The sequence below is a fragment of the Pseudomonas sp. NPDC089534 genome (assembly GCF_044749305.1).
GTDB classification, from domain to species: Bacteria; Pseudomonadota; Gammaproteobacteria; order Pseudomonadales; family Pseudomonadaceae; genus Aquipseudomonas; species Aquipseudomonas ekonensis.
The window spans coordinates 1-14,345 of sequence record NZ_JBIVHR010000127.1 but is presented as its reverse complement, the minus strand read 5'-3'; the positions used below and the strand labels follow the sequence as shown (position 1 = coordinate 14,345).

The following is a 14,345-nucleotide window of genomic DNA, read 5'->3' as shown; positions in this document are numbered from 1 at the left end:
CTACCGGTGTTTTGACCTCATCGGCCAGTTGTTTCACCGTGACTTGCGTCATGCACTTCTCTCCTCAGGCCGCGCCTAATTACTCGAACCAGTGGGCTCGGGCGGCCATGATCAACTTGCCGGCACGCTCTTCGTCGATACCGTCGATGTCGAGCAGGTCGTCAATCGACTGCTCGGCCAGGTCTTCGCGGTTAACTACGCCGCGCACCGCCAGTTCCGCCGCCAGATCCTTGTCCATGCCCTCAAGCGAGAGCAGGTCTTCGGCCGGATGGGCGTCTGCCAGCTTTTCCTCAGTAGCGATGGCCTTGGTCAACAACCGGTCCTTGGCGCGAGCGCGAAGCTCATTGACGATGTCCTCGTCAAAGCCGTCGATGTTGAGCATCTCTTCCAGCGGTACGTAGGCAATCTCTTCCAGGCTGGTGAAGCCTTCGTCAACCAGCACCTGGGCCAGCTCTTCGTCGACTTCCAGCTCGTCGATGAAGTTGCGCAGGATGTCGCCGGTCTCTGCCTGTTGCTTGGCCTGGATGTCCGATTCGGTCATCACGTTCAGGGTCCAGCCGGTCAGTTGGCTGGCCAGACGCACGTTCTGACCGCCGCGGCCGATGGCCTGGGCCAGGTTGTCGGCACCCACGGCGATGTCCATGGCATGGGCGTCTTCATCAACGATGATCGCCGCCACTTCGGCTGGCGACATGGCATTGATCACGAACTGCGCCGGGTTGTCGTCCCACAGGACGATGTCCACGCGCTCGCCGCCCAACTCGCCCGAAACGGCCTGGACGCGCGAACCGCGCATACCGATGCACGCGCCCTGCGGGTCGATGCGCTTGTCCTTGGAGCGGACCGCGATCTTGGCGCGCGAGCCCGGATCACGGGAAGCGGCCATCACTTCGATCAGGCCTTCGGCGATTTCCGGCACTTCGATGCGGAACAGCTCGATCAGCATTTCCGGCGCGGTGCGCGACAGGATCAGCTGCGGGCCGCGGTTCTCGGTGCGGATTTCCTTGAGCAGCGCACGCAGACGCACGCCGACCCGGAAGGTCTCGCGGGAGATGATGTCTTCACGGGCCAGCAACGCCTCAGCGTTGTTGCCCAGATCGACGATCACGTTGTCGCGGGTCACTTTCTTCACGGTGCCGGAGATGATCTCTCCCAGGCGCTCGCGGTAGGCGTCGACGACCTGGGCGCGTTCGGCTTCACGAACCTTCTGTACGATGACCTGCTTGGCGGTCTGCGCAGCGATGCGGCCGAACTCGATGGATTCGATCTTCTCTTCGACGACGTCGCCGACCTTGGCGCCCGGATGCGTTTCGGCAACCTTGCTTGGCCAGGTCTCGATCGCCGGATCGTCCAGATCGGCTTCCTCGACCACCGTCCAGCGACGGAAAGTCTCGTAGGAACCGGTGTGGCGGTTGATTTCCACACGCAGGTCCACTTCGTCTTCAAAACGTTTTTTGGTTGCAGTGGCCAGAGCCAGCTCCAGCGCTTCAAAAATCACGCCCGCCGGTACACCCTTTTCATTGGATACCGACTCAACAACCAGCAGTACTTCTTTGCTCATCGTACGCCTCGCCTTTCGCAAGCCATTGGATCCGCGGGATCCGCAGTATCTGGCAGGTCTCAGTCAAAACTGGGAATAATGTTGGCTTTGTCGATCATATCGATCGGCAACAGGAACTCATGGTCATCCACCTGCACCACGACATCCTGCTCTTCCACTCCGCGCAGAAGGCCCTGAAAGTTGCGCCGGCCTTCAAAAGGCGAACGCAATTTGATCTTCACTTGTTCGCCGGCATGCGAAGCAAACTGTTCCAGAGTGAACAGCGGGCGATCCATGCCAGGAGAGGACACCTCAAGGGTGTATTCGGAGCTGATCGGGTCTTCCACATCGAGGACCGCGCTGGCCTGATGACTCACTGCCGTGCAGTCGTCGATCAGGATGCCGCCCTCTTTATCGATGTAGATCCGCAAAACCGAATGTTTGCCTTGAGAGATGAATTCGATCCCCCAGCATTGATAGCCAAGAGCCTCGACCACCGGGGCCAACAAGGCCTGCAACTGTTCTAGCTTGCTCGACACCTGAACCCCCTCGTGCATGCTGTGCAAATAAAAAATGGGCAAAAAGCCCACCATGAGATTGCCGCGCGATAGCGGCATTGAAAGTGTCCAGCTAACAAAAAGCCCCTGAAAAAGGGGCTCCTTAAACTGGTTGCGGGGGCCGGATTTGAACCGACGACCTTCGGGTTATGAGCCCGACGAGCTACCAGACTGCTCCACCCCGCGACAAAGCTGGGGCGAAAGTATACGACCGAACCCTAACGAGGGTCAATGTAACCTTCCACCTGCAAGAAAGCCCGCAACAGCGGGCTCTCCTGACTAATTGGTACCGAGAAGGGGACTCGAACCCCTACACCCTATGGGCACAACCACCTCAAGGTTGCGTGTCTACCAATTCCACCACCTCGGCAAAACTACGTTTGAAACCCTTCTTACTTCTGCTCTTGAGCTGGAGGTACGTCAGTCGCCGAGTTGGCCGACTTTTGCTCTTGAAGCACCGGGACATCATCAGAAGCCGGTTGTTGCTTTGGAACTTCCAACACCGCTGGATTTGGAAGGCCTGCTTGAGTCAGCTGATGAGCCTTCTCTTTAGCAAAGTATCCTAACCCTAAGCTGGTTATGAAGAAACCGGCGGCGAGTATAGCAGTAAACTTACTAAGAAAGGTAGAGGAACCTTGGCTTCCGAACACAGTATTTGAAGCACCGCTCCGAAAGACGCGCCAGCGTCCGCTCCCTTACCCTGCTGCAGCAAAACCAGAGCAACTACGCCCAATGCACCCAGCAGATGAAAAACGACTACGACTGTTTCCAGCATTTTTTCAGTTTCCCGCGGCGCGGCAAATCGCACCGAACTCATCTGCATTCAGGGAAGCTCCACCAATGAGCCCCCCATCGATATCCGGCATGCCGAACAGTTCAGCCGCATTGGCCGCCTTCACGCTGCCGCCGTACAGAAGCCGCACACCTTGTGCCACTTCAGGATTCTCTGCCGCCAATTGCTCACGGATGGCTTTATGCACATCCTGCGCCTGCTGCGGCGTTGCAGTCAGCCCGGTACCAATGGCCCAGACCGGCTCATAAGCGATGACCGCCTTCGCAAAGGCGCCTACGCCCAACTCTTCGATGATGCTGTCCAGCTGACGCCCGACAACCTCAAGAGTCTTTCCGGCTTCACGCTCCTCCAGGGTTTCCCCTACACAGAGCACCGGAATCAAACCGCAGGACTGTGCCGCTGCGAACTTGCGAATCAGCATTCCGTCGCTCTCGCCCATAATCTGGCGACGCTCGGAGTGCCCGACAAGCGCCAGGGAACAACCTGCATCCACCAACTGACTCGGAGCGATCTCACCCGTCAAGGCACCTTGCTTGGATTCCACCGCAGCATTCTGCGCACCGACCGAAATCGATTTTCCTTCCAGGCCATCAACCACTTGATTGATGAACAGGCAAGGCGGGAAAACAGCGACATCGATGTCGCTCGGCAAAGCCAGATGACGGAGGCCGTTGATCAGCTCAGCGACGCTGGCGCGGGTACCGTGCATCTTCCAGTTACCAGCTACCATAGGGCGACGCATGCTTTACCTCGTCGGTCAAAGTGGGCGCAGATGTTACCCAACACAATCATGGCTGGCAAGCCGAATCATGCAGAAACTTCAGTCACCAGTTTTGCCAGCTCTTCGGCGTAGCCGCGAACCTGGATTTCGTCCTCGCCTTCGACCATGACACGCACCAGAGGCTCTGTCCCGGACTTGCGCAGCAGTACACGACCGCGACCGGCCATGGCCTGGGTGACACGGGCACTCGCCTCTTTGACAGCCGGATGCTCGAGCGGGCTTTCGCCGCCGCCGAAGCGCACGTTGATCAGCACCTGCGGACACTTGCGCAGCGCCTGACGGGTCTGGGCCAGCCCCTCGCTGCGGGTCTTCAATGCCATCAGCACCTGCAGCGCCGCAATGATCGCATCCCCGGTGGTGGTGTGGTTGAAGCACACGACATGCCCCGAATTCTCGCCACCCACGAGCCAGTTGCGCTCCAGCAGCTCGGCGATGACATAACGGTCGCCGACGTTGGCGCGCACGAACGGAATGCCCAGGTCGGCCAGGGCCAGCTCGAGGCCGAGGTTGCTCATCAGCGTTCCGACCACACCGCCCTGAAGCTTCCCGCGCTCATGCAGATCCCGCGCAATGATGAACAGCAACTCGTCACCATCGACCACTGCGCCAGTGTGATCCACCATCTGGACCCGGTCACCGTCACCGTCGAAGGCGATGCCCAGGTCGGCATGCTCGGCCAGCACCGCAGCCTGCAGCGGCCCCATGTGGGTCGAGCCGCAGTTGTCGTTGATGTTCAGGCCATTGGGCTGGGCCGACAGCACCACGACCTCGGCGCCCAACTCCCGGAAGACGCTCGGCGCAACCTTGTAGGTTGCGCCGTGGGCGCAGTCGATCACGATCTTGAGGCCGGAAAAGCTGGTTCCGGTCGGCACGCTGCTCTTGCAGAATTCGATGTATCGACCCGAGGCATCGTTGATCCGCGAGACCTTGCCGATCTTGCTCGACTCGACCACGGTCATCGGCGTATCGAGCAGCTCCTCGATCATCAGTTCCAGCTCATCCGGCAGCTTGGTGCCTTTACCCGAAAAGAACTTGATGCCGTTGTCGTCGTGCGGATTGTGCGAGGCGCTGATCACGATCCCGGCCTCGGCCTGGAATGTCCGTGACAGGTAGGCGATGGCCGGGGTCGGCATAGGCCCGAGCAGCATCACATCGGCCCCGGCGGACGTCAGGCCGGCCTCAAGCGCCGACTCGAACATGTAGCCCGAAATCCGGGTGTCCTTGCCGACCAGCACCTTGCAGGCGCCCATCTTGCGGAATGCCATGCCGGCGGCCCATCCGAGCTTGAGCATGAAGTCTGGAGTGATCGGATATTCACCGACACGACCGCGAATTCCGTCGGTGCCAAAGTATTTCTTGCTCATAAGTACTCCATCATTCCTAGTCGGCCGATTCCACGGCTTCGATCATCCGCACGACATCCACCGTCTGCGCCACGTCATGGACACGCAAGATGCGCGCACCTTTGACCGACGCCAGCGCCGCCAGTGCCAGACCACCACTCAAACGTTCATCCACAGGGCGATTCAAGGTCTGCCCGATCATGCTTTTGCGGGACACGCCGACGAGCAGCGGCCGTCCAAGCCTGTGCAGGGATTCCATATGCTTGAACAAGCTTAGATTGTGCTGCAGGTTTTTGGCGAAACCGAAACCGGGGTCGAGAATGATCCGCTCGGCGGGAATCCCCACCGCAGCGCACTCCGACATGCGTTCCGCCAGAAACTCGCCCACCTCGCGGGTGACGTCCTGATACCGGGGATTGTCCTGCATGTCTCCAGGCTCGCCCAGCATGTGCATCAGGCACACCGGCAACCCCGTGGCAGCCGCCGCATCCAGCGCGCCGTCACGGCGCAACGAGCGGACATCGTTGATCAATCCGGCACCGAGGCGCGCAGTTTCGCGCATCACCGCAGGGGTCGACGTGTCGACCGAAACGATCACATCCAGCTCCCGGCCGATCAATTCCACGACCGGAGCCACACGCTCAAGCTCCTCCAACGGAGAAACCGCGCGGGCACCGGGCCGGGTCGACTCGCCGCCGACATCGATCAGCGTCGCGCCCGCCAGCACCATTGCCTCGGCATGGCGCAGCGCAACGTCGAGTTGGCTGTATCGGCCACCATCGGAGAATGAATCGGGAGTGACATTGAGAATGCCCATGACATGCGTCCGGGCCAAATCAAGAACCCGGTTGCCGCAAGGCAACCGGGTCAGGGACTGTGCAGAAGTCATTTCAAACCTTAAACGTCAGCCGCCGGGCCGCCGATCGGAGTCTCCGGACGCTCATCGCGCACCACAGGAGGTGGTGTGCCAGTGCCGCCCGACCAGTCGCGAGGCTCACGCGGCTCGCGCCCAGCCATGATGTCGTCGATCTGTTCGGCATCGATCGTCTCGTACTTCATCAGCGCATCGGCCATGGCGTCCAGCTTGTCACGGTTGTCCGTGAGGATCTGCTTGGCGGTGCCGTAGCACTGATCAATGATGCTGCGCACTTCGGAGTCGATGAGCTTGGCTGTCTCACCGGAGAAGCTGGCGTTCTGACCGCCACCGCCGCGCCCGAGGAACACTTCGCCCTCTTCTTCGGCATACATCAGCGGGCCGAGCTTCTCCGACAACCCCCACTTGGTCACCATGTTCCGGGCAATCTGACTTGCACGCATGATGTCGTTGGAAGCGCCAGTGGTCACGCCATCGAAGCCCAGAGTCATCTCCTCGGCGATACGGCCACCGTACAGAGAGCAGATCTGGCTGATCAGCGCACGCTTGGACAGGCTGTAGCGATCCTCTTCCGGCAGGAACATGGTCACGCCCAGGGCACGGCCACGCGGGATGATCGAAACCTTGTAGACCGGGTCATGCTCAGGCACGACGCGACCGACGATAGCGTGACCGGCCTCGTGGTAAGCGGTGTTCTGTTTCTCTTTCTCGGACATGACCATGGTTTTGCGCTCGGCACCCATCATGATCTTGTCTTTCGCCAGCTCGAACTCTTTCATCTCGACGATGCGCTTGCCGGCACGGGCTGCGAACAGGGAAGCCTCGTTGACCAGGTTGGCCAGGTCGGCACCAGAGAAACCCGGTGTGCCGCGGGCGATGACGGCCGGGGCGACATCGTCGCCCACCGGCACCTTGCGCATGTGCACCTTGAGGATCTGCTCACGGCCACGGATGTCCGGCAGGCCGACCACCACCTGGCGGTCGAAACGGCCCGGACGCAGCAGCGCCGGGTCAAGCACGTCAGGACGGTTGGTCGCTGCGATGACGATGATGCCGTCATTCATTTCGAAGCCGTCCATCTCGACCAGCAACTGGTTGAGGGTCTGCTCACGTTCGTCGTGGCCGCCCCCCATGCCGGCGCCACGATGGCGACCCACGGCATCGATCTCATCGATGAAGATGATGCAAGGAGCGTGTTTCTTGGCCTGCTCGAACATGTCACGGACACGGCTTGCGCCGACACCGACGAACATTTCGACGAAATCGGAACCGGAAATGGTGAAGAACGGCACCTTGGCTTCGCCGGCGATCGCCTTGGCCAGCAGGGTCTTACCGGTACCCGGAGGGCCGACCATCAGAACGCCACGAGGAATGCGGCCGCCCAGACGCTGGAACTTGCCCGGGTCGCGGAGGAACTCGACGAGCTCGCCGACCTCTTCCTTGGCCTCGTCGCAGCCGGCTACGTCGGCCAGGGTCGTTTTCACCTGGTCTTCGGAAAGCAGGCGCGCCTTGCTCTTGCCGAAGCTCATGGGCCCGCCTTTGCCGCCGGCACCACCCTGCATCTGCCGCATGAAGAACATGAACACCGCGATGATCACCAGGATCGGGAAGCTGGCCACCAGCAGTTGGGTCCAGATGCTTTGCTGCTCCGGCTGCTTGCCTTCGATCACCACGTGATTGTCGACCAGATCGCCGATCAGGCCGTTGTCCTGGATCGCCGGACGAATGGTCTTGAAGCTGTCGCCGTCATTGCGCTTGCCGGTGATCACGTAGCCGTCGACGGCCACGCGCTCGACCTTGCCGTCCTTGACCTGCTGGATGAAGTCAGAATAGTTGAGGGTCTGCGGCTCGTTCGGACTGGAGAAGTTGTTCATCACAGTCACCAGGACCGCCGCGATGATCAACCACAAAATGAGGTTCTTTGCCATATCGTTCAATTCGCTACCCTCTGAAGCAGGCCAGGCGCAGCCGTGCCTCGCATGATAATCACCGGCTTAACTTACTACATTACCCGCACGACTGCAGGCGCCGTCTGTAACCCTTTGTGAAACCCAGACTACACAATGTTCCTCTAGGGCAGGAGCCGTGTCCTATTGCAAAAAACTATAGGAGACCTCCGAAGCCGCCAGCCTGACGCCTGTCACTCGCCGCGATAGCCCCATGCCAGCAGGTATTGCTCGCGGGAACTGTCGCGGGAAGAGTCCGGCTTGATCATCTGGACCTTGTCGAATTTCTGACGAGCGTCCCTCAGGTAAGCATCGAACCCTTCACCCTGGAAAATCTTGATCAGGAAATTGCCGCCAGGCTTGAGAATCCGCGTCGCCAGATCAAGGGCAAGCTCGCAGAGAAACATGGCCTTGGGCATGTCCACGGCAGGCGTACCACTCATATTGGGGGCCATATCGGAAATCACAAGGTCCACCTGCGAATTGCCCACGGCCTCGAGGATCTGGGCGAGCACTTCGTCCTGGGTGAAGTCACCCTGAATGAAGGTCACGTCCGGGATGCTGTCCATTTCCAGGATGTCGGAGGCGATCAGGCGGCCCTGGCCGCCGATCAGCCGGCTGGTGACCTGCGACCAGCCGCCGGGCGCGGCGCCCAGGTCGACGACGCTCATGCCCGGGCGGATCAATTTGTACTTCTCCTGGACCTCCAGGAGCTTGTAGCTCGCACGCGAGCGGTAACCATCCTTCTGCGCTTGCTTCACATAGGGATCGTTGACATGTCTTTTCAGCCAACCAAGGCTTGTCTTGGAACGCGCCATTGGGCACCTCGATGATAAGGGTCGTGATTTATCGGGCGGATCCACGAGCCCTCGGGTAAAATGGCCGCCATTTTTACAGAATCCAGACGAAAGGGTCAGATTATGCCGCTCAGCAACGAGCAGAAGAAACAATTCAAATCCATTGGTCACGACCTGAAGCCGGTTCTGATGGTGGCCGGCAACGGCCTGACCGAAGGTGTTCTCGCCGAGCTGGAGCGCGCGTTGACCGATCATGAACTGATCAAGGTGCAGGTCAAGCTCGAAGACCGCGACGACCGTCGCACCGTCATGGACGAGCTGGCCAAGGCCGGCCGCGCCGAGCAGGTGCAGATCATCGGCAAGATGGTGCTGCTGTACCGCAAGAACCCGCAGCCGAACAAGCAGCTGTCGAACATCCACCGCTACAAATGACGGTGGCCCCGGTCAGCGGTGCGGCTTGCGCACCCTGACCGGCACGGACTGGGCCACCAGCACGATGCCGCTGATCCCCAGCACCACGAAACAGTACATCTGCCAGCGCTGATCGACCGACACGCCGTAGCGCAGCGTGTAATAGCCGAAGCAGGCAGCCAGGCCGACCAGCAGCACCCGGCCACTGAACACCCGCCACCATGCCGCGACACCGGCAACCCTCGCCAGCAGCGTCAACTGAACCAGCATTCCCACCGCCGCCACACCGATCAACCAGCGGTCGATCTGCGTCGCGACATCGTCGATCAGCAACGGCGCCAGGCCGCTGACCTTCAGCGCCGGAATCAATCCGACATGAAACACCCAAAGGCCGCCGACCCAGAAGACCTGGGACAGCTGCCAGAGGATGGCCTCAAGGGTGGGGGCCCGGAACATCGCGTCAGATGTGCTTGACTTCGACAATCTCGTACTCGACCGTGCCGCTCGGAGTCTTGACCACGACCGTATCGCCTTCTTCCTTGCCGATGATCGCACGGGCGATCGGCGCTGCCGCCGAGAGCCTGCCTTTCTTGATGTCGGCTTCGTCCTCGCCGACGATCTGGTAGGTCACCTGATCGCCGGTCTCGGTGTTTTCCAGGTCCACGGTGGTGCCGAAAATCACCTTGCCGGTATGGGCGATGGTGGTGACATCGATCACCACCGAGTTCTGCAGACGACCTTCGATGTCGCGGATCCGCGCCTCGACCATGCCCTGCTCCTCACGGGCGGCATGGTACTCGGCATTCTCCTTGAGGTCGCCGAGTTCACGGGCCTCGCCGATGGCCTGGCTCAGGCGCGGACGCTCGACCTTGCTCAGGAACGTGTGCTCTTCCTCCAGGGCCTTGGCGCCCCGGACGGTCATTGGGTATTTGTTCATGCCTTCAATCCTGCGTGTAGATCCTGCAAGCGGCGCACGGTCTTCTCGGGACCGAACTTCAGCGCTTCGCAAATGGCTTCGCCCGCAGCAATGGTAGTGGTGCAGTAGATCTTGTGCTGCAGGGCATTGCGGCGGATGGAGTAGGAATCAGCGATCGACTGCCGACCCTCGGTGGTGTTGATGATCAGGGTGACTTCGTCGTTCTTGATCATGTCGACCACGTGCGGACGACCTTCGGTCACCTTGTTCACGCGGCGCACTTTCAGGCCTGCGGCCTCGATCATCTTGGCGGTGCCGGCGGTGGCCACCACTTCGAAGCCCAGGCTGATCAGGTCACGGGCCACACCCGCCACCAGCGGCTTGTCGTCGTCGCGAACGCTGATGAACGCGGTGCCGCCGGTCGGCAGCACTTCGCTGGCGCCCATCTGGGCCTTGGCGAACGCTTCACCGAAGGTGTCGCCGACGCCCATGACTTCACCGGTGGACTTCATCTCAGGGCCGAGGATCGGGTCGACGCCAGGGAACTTGGCGAACGGGAACACCGCCTCTTTCACGCTGTAGAAGTTCGGGATGATTTCCTTGGTGAAACCCAGTTCCTTCAGGGTCTTGCCGGCCATTACGCGGGCCGCGATCATCGCCAGGGAAACACCGATGCACTTGGACACGAACGGCACGGTACGGGAAGCGCGCGGGTTCACTTCGATGACGTAGATGTCTTCGCCCTGCAGCGCCAGCTGCACGTTCATCAGACCGACCACGCCCAGCTCCAGGGCCATTTTCTTGACCTGTTCGCGCATCTCGTCCTGGATGTGCGCCGGCAGCGAGTACGGCGGCAGCGAGCATGCGGAGTCACCGGAGTGAACGCCGGCCTGCTCGATGTGCTGCATGATCGCGCCGATCACGACGTCCTTGCCGTCGCTGACCGCATCCACGTCCATCTCGATGGCGCAGTTGAGGAAGTGGTCCAGCAGCACCGGGCTATCGTTGGACACTTGCACCGCTTCGCGCAGGTAACGCTTGAGCTCTTCTTCCTTGTAGACGATTTCCATCGCCCGGCCGCCCAGCACGTAGGACGGACGCACCACCAGCGGGTAACCGATCTTGGCGGCGGCGCGGACGGCTTCGTCTTCGCTGCGCACGGTGGCGTTCGGCGGCTGGCGCAGGTTCAGGCGCTCGACCATCTGCTGGAAGCGCTCGCGGTCTTCGGCGCGGTCGATGGCGTCAGGGCTGGTGCCGATGATCGGCACGCCGGCCGCTTCCAGGGCACGGGCCAGCTTCAGCGGGGTCTGGCCGCCGTACTGGACGATCACGCCTTTCGGCTTCTCGACGCGGACGATCTCCAGCACGTCTTCCAGGGTCACCGGCTCGAAGTACAGGCGGTCGGAGGTGTCGTAGTCGGTGGAGACGGTTTCCGGGTTGCAGTTGACCATGATGGTCTCGTAGCCGTCATCGCGCAGCGCCAGCGCCGCGTGCACGCAGCAGTAGTCGAACTCGATGCCCTGACCGATGCGGTTCGGGCCGCCACCGAGGATGATGATCTTGTCGCGGCCGGACGGCGCGGCTTCGCACTCTTCCTCGTAGGTGGAGTACAGGTACGCGGTGTCGGTGGCGAACTCGGCGGCGCAGGTGTCGACGCGCTTGTAGACCGGGAACACTTCCAGCTTCTGGCGGTGGGTGCGCAGGTTCTTCTCGGTGACGCCCAGCAGCTTGGCCAGACGCTGGTCGGAGAAGCCCTTGCGCTTGAGGCGGAACATCAGGTCGCGGTCGATGGCCGACAGACCGAGGGTCTTGACCTTCTCTTCTTCCTTGACCAGGTCTTCGATCTGCACCAGGAACCACGGGTCGATCATGTTCATGCCGAAGATGTCTTCGACGGTCAGGCCGGCACGGAACGCGTCCGCCACATACCAGATGCGCTCGGCGCCCGGCACGGTCAGTTCGCGCTTGAGGACGCTCATGCTTTCCGGGTTGCTCAGGTCGAGCTTCTCGTCCAGGCCGCAGACGCCCACTTCCAGGCCGCGCAGGGCTTTCTGCAGGGATTCCTGGAAGGTACGGCCGATGGCCATGACTTCACCCACCGATTTCATCTGGGTGGTCAGGCGGGCGTCGGCCTTGGCGAACTTCTCGAAGGCGAAGCGCGGCAGCTTGGTGACGACGTAGTCGATGGACGGCTCGAAGGACGCCGGAGTCTTGCCGCCGGTGATGTCGTTCGACAGCTCGTCGAGGGTGTAGCCGACGGCCAGCTTGGCGGCGACCTTGGCGATCGGGAAGCCGGTGGCCTTCGAGGCCAGGGCCGACGAACGGGACACCCGCGGGTTCATTTCGATCACGACCATGCGGCCGGTGTTCGGGCAGATGCCGAACTGCACGTTGGAACCGCCGGTCTCGACGCCGATCTCGCGCAGCACCGCCAGGGAGGCGTTGCGCAGGATCTGGTATTCCTTGTCGGTCAGGGTCTGGGCCGGGGCCACGGTGATCGAGTCGCCGGTGTGCACGCCCATCGGGTCGAAGTTCTCGATCGAGCAGACGATGATGCAGTTGTCCTTTTTGTCGCGGACAACTTCCATTTCATATTCTTTCCAGCCGATCAGGGATTCGTCGATCAGCAGTTCCTTGGTCGGCGACAGGTCCAGGCCGCGGGCGCAGATTTCTTCGAACTCTTCACGGTTGTAGGCGATGCCGCCGCCGGTGCCGCCCATGGTGAAGGACGGACGGATGATGCACGGGAAGCCCAGGCGCTCAAGCACCGCGTTGGCTTCTTCCATGCTGTGGGCGATGCCGGAGCGCGGGCACTCCAGGCCGATCGCCTTCATGGCCTTGTCGAAGCGCGAACGGTCTTCGGCCTTGTCGATGGTGTCGGCGTTGGCGCCGATCATTTCAACGCCGAACTTCTCCAGGACGCCTTCGCGCTCCAGGTCCAGGGCGCAGTTCAGAGCGGTCTGGCCGCCCATGGTCGGCAGCAGCGCGTCCGGACGCTCTTTCTCGATGATCTTGGCGACGGTCTGCCACTTGATCGGCTCGATGTAGGTCGCGTCGGCCATGGCCGGGTCGGTCATGATGGTGGCCGGGTTGGAGTTCACCAGGATGACGCGGTAACCCTCTTCGCGCAGGGCCTTGCAGGCCTGGGCGCCGGAGTAGTCGAATTCGCAGGCCTGGCCGATCACGATCGGGCCGGCGCCGAGAATCAGGATGCTTTTAATGTCTGTACGTTTTGGCATGGGTTTGTCACTCAAATCCGCAGGTCAGTCGGCAAGCCGTCCTGATCGATTTCTGAAGTATCGAGGGGGCCGCCGGTTGCGGGGCCGCCCTCGAAGGGCTTCTCGCTACAGTCTCAGGCGAACGCTCAGCGTCGCTTGGCCATCTCGTTGATGAAGCGGTCGAACAGTGGCGCCACGTCGTTCGGGCCCGGGCTCGCTTCAGGGTGGCCCTGGAAGCTGAACGCGCTCTTGTCGGTGCGCTCGATGCCTTGCAGGGTGCCGTCGAACAGCGATTTGTGGATCGCACGGACGTTGGCCGGCAGGGTCGCCTCATCCACCGCAAAGCCGTGGTTCTGGCTGGTGATCATCACGACACCGGTGTCCAGGTCCTGCACCGGGTGGTTGGCGCCGTGGTGGCCGTGGCCCATCTTCAGGGTCTTGGCGCCGGAGGCCAGGGCCAGCAGCTGATGGCCGAGGCAGATGCCGAACACCGGGATCTCGGTTTCGAGCACGTCCTTGATCGCCTGGATCGCGTAGTCGCACGGCTCCGGATCGCCAGGGCCGTTGGACAGGAACACGCCGTCCGGCTTGAGGGCCAGCACGTCGGCGGCCGGGGTCTGGGCCGGCACCACGGTGACGCGGCAGCCGCGCTCGACCAGCATGCGCAGGATGTTGACCTTGACGCCGTAGTCGTAGGCGACGACGTGGTAAGGCAGCTCGGAGGCTTCGAGGGTGGCGTGGCTGTCGGTCTTCAGGTCCCAGACAGTGGAGCGCCATTCGTATTGGGTCTTGGTGCTGACGACCTTGGCCAGATCCATGCCCTTCAGGCCCGGGAAGCCTTGCGCGGCGGCGATGGCGGCCTCTTCGGAAATGTTGTCGCCGGCCATGATGCAGCCGTTCTGCGCGCCTTTCTCACGCAGGATGCGGGTCAGGCGGCGGGTGTCGATGCCGGCGATGGCCACGACGTTGTTGGCCTTCAGGTAATCGGACAGGGACATCGTGTTGCGCCAGTTGCTCGCCACCAGCGGCAGGTCGCGGATGACCAGGCCGGCCGACCAGACGCGGTTGGACTCGGCGTCTTCCGGCGTGGTGCCGGTGTTGCCGATGTGCGGGTAGGTCAGGGTAACGATCTGTTGGGCGTAGGAAGGATCGGTAAGGATTTCCTGATA

The 14,345-nt window shown here is 61.6% G+C and carries 12 protein-coding genes, 2 tRNA genes and 1 pseudogene; 1 reads left to right on the top strand and 14 read right to left on the bottom strand.

Annotated features, from left to right (window positions below; genetic code table 11):
* Nucleotides 1–79 precede the first annotated feature (79 nt).
* The 10 genes and pseudogenes from nusA to rlmE form a co-directional block, all read right to left on the bottom strand.
* Nucleotides 80–1,561 carry a transcription termination factor NusA gene (gene nusA / locus ACIP0B_RS25980; RefSeq protein WP_400837464.1) on the bottom strand — a complete coding sequence of 494 codons (1,482 nt, stop codon included), beginning with the start codon at nt 1,559–1,561 and terminating at the stop codon, nt 80–82.
* Between the two features lie 59 nt (nt 1,562–1,620).
* Entirely contained in the window at nt 1,621–2,079 is a 459-nt protein-coding gene (rimP, locus tag ACIP0B_RS25975) for a ribosome maturation factor RimP (RefSeq protein WP_085578886.1), read from the bottom strand.
* 127 nt (nt 2,080–2,206) lie between these two features.
* Nucleotides 2,207–2,283, bottom strand: a tRNA-Met gene (locus tag ACIP0B_RS25970).
* A 98-nt stretch (nt 2,284–2,381) separates the two neighbouring features.
* Nucleotides 2,382–2,467: transfer RNA gene (locus ACIP0B_RS25965), tRNA-Leu, on the bottom strand.
* Between the two features lie 22 nt (nt 2,468–2,489).
* Nucleotides 2,490–2,872: pseudogene (gene secG / locus ACIP0B_RS25960) on the bottom strand (preprotein translocase subunit SecG).
* A gap of 4 nt (nt 2,873–2,876) precedes the next feature.
* A complete protein-coding gene (tpiA, locus tag ACIP0B_RS25955; protein ID WP_400837460.1) occupies nt 2,877–3,632 on the bottom strand; it encodes a triose-phosphate isomerase in 756 nt (251 codons plus the stop codon).
* Nucleotides 3,633–3,697: 65 nt separating this feature from the next.
* A complete protein-coding gene (gene glmM, locus ACIP0B_RS25950) occupies nt 3,698–5,035 on the bottom strand; it encodes a phosphoglucosamine mutase (protein ID WP_400837457.1) in 1,338 nt (445 codons plus the stop codon).
* Nucleotides 5,036–5,051: 16 nt separating this feature from the next.
* Nucleotides 5,052–5,903 carry a dihydropteroate synthase gene (folP, locus tag ACIP0B_RS25945; RefSeq protein WP_400837454.1) on the bottom strand — a complete coding sequence of 284 codons (852 nt, stop codon included), beginning with the start codon at nt 5,901–5,903 and terminating at the stop codon, nt 5,052–5,054.
* 8 nt (nt 5,904–5,911) lie between these two features.
* Entirely contained in the window at nt 5,912–7,816 is a 1,905-nt protein-coding gene (gene ftsH, locus ACIP0B_RS25940) for an ATP-dependent zinc metalloprotease FtsH (protein ID WP_085578439.1), read from the bottom strand.
* Between the two features lie 212 nt (nt 7,817–8,028).
* Complete coding sequence (gene rlmE / locus ACIP0B_RS25935) at nt 8,029–8,652, bottom strand: 23S rRNA (uridine(2552)-2'-O)-methyltransferase RlmE (RefSeq protein WP_400837451.1); 624 nt, start codon at nt 8,650–8,652, stop codon at nt 8,029–8,031.
* Nucleotides 8,653–8,754: 102 nt separating this feature from the next.
* On the opposite strand from rlmE, the gene yhbY reads away from it, so the two are divergent.
* Nucleotides 8,755–9,063 carry a ribosome assembly RNA-binding protein YhbY gene (gene yhbY / locus ACIP0B_RS25930; RefSeq protein WP_400837448.1) on the top strand — a complete coding sequence of 103 codons (309 nt, stop codon included), beginning with the start codon at nt 8,755–8,757 and terminating at the stop codon, nt 9,061–9,063.
* A 12-nt stretch (nt 9,064–9,075) separates the two neighbouring features.
* Here yhbY and ACIP0B_RS25925 read toward each other — a convergent pair whose 3' ends face one another.
* From ACIP0B_RS25925 to carA, 4 genes are all read right to left on the bottom strand, one after another.
* The gene (locus ACIP0B_RS25925) at nt 9,076–9,525 is read right to left on the bottom strand and encodes an MFS transporter (RefSeq protein WP_085578433.1); all 450 of its coding nucleotides are present in this window, start codon (nt 9,523–9,525) and stop codon (nt 9,076–9,078) included.
* A complete protein-coding gene (gene greA, locus ACIP0B_RS25920; RefSeq protein WP_085578431.1) occupies nt 9,503–9,979 on the bottom strand; it encodes a transcription elongation factor GreA in 477 nt (158 codons plus the stop codon). Before greA ends, ACIP0B_RS25925 begins: the two co-directional genes overlap by 23 nt.
* Nucleotides 9,976–13,197 carry a carbamoyl-phosphate synthase large subunit gene (gene carB, locus ACIP0B_RS25915; RefSeq protein WP_400837444.1) on the bottom strand — a complete coding sequence of 1,074 codons (3,222 nt, stop codon included), beginning with the start codon at nt 13,195–13,197 and terminating at the stop codon, nt 9,976–9,978. Before carB ends, greA begins: the two co-directional genes overlap by 4 nt.
* 125 nt (nt 13,198–13,322) lie before the next feature.
* Nucleotides 13,323–14,345: glutamine-hydrolyzing carbamoyl-phosphate synthase small subunit (gene carA / locus ACIP0B_RS25910; RefSeq protein WP_400837441.1), on the bottom strand; the 1,023-nt coding region annotated here is incomplete at its 5' end.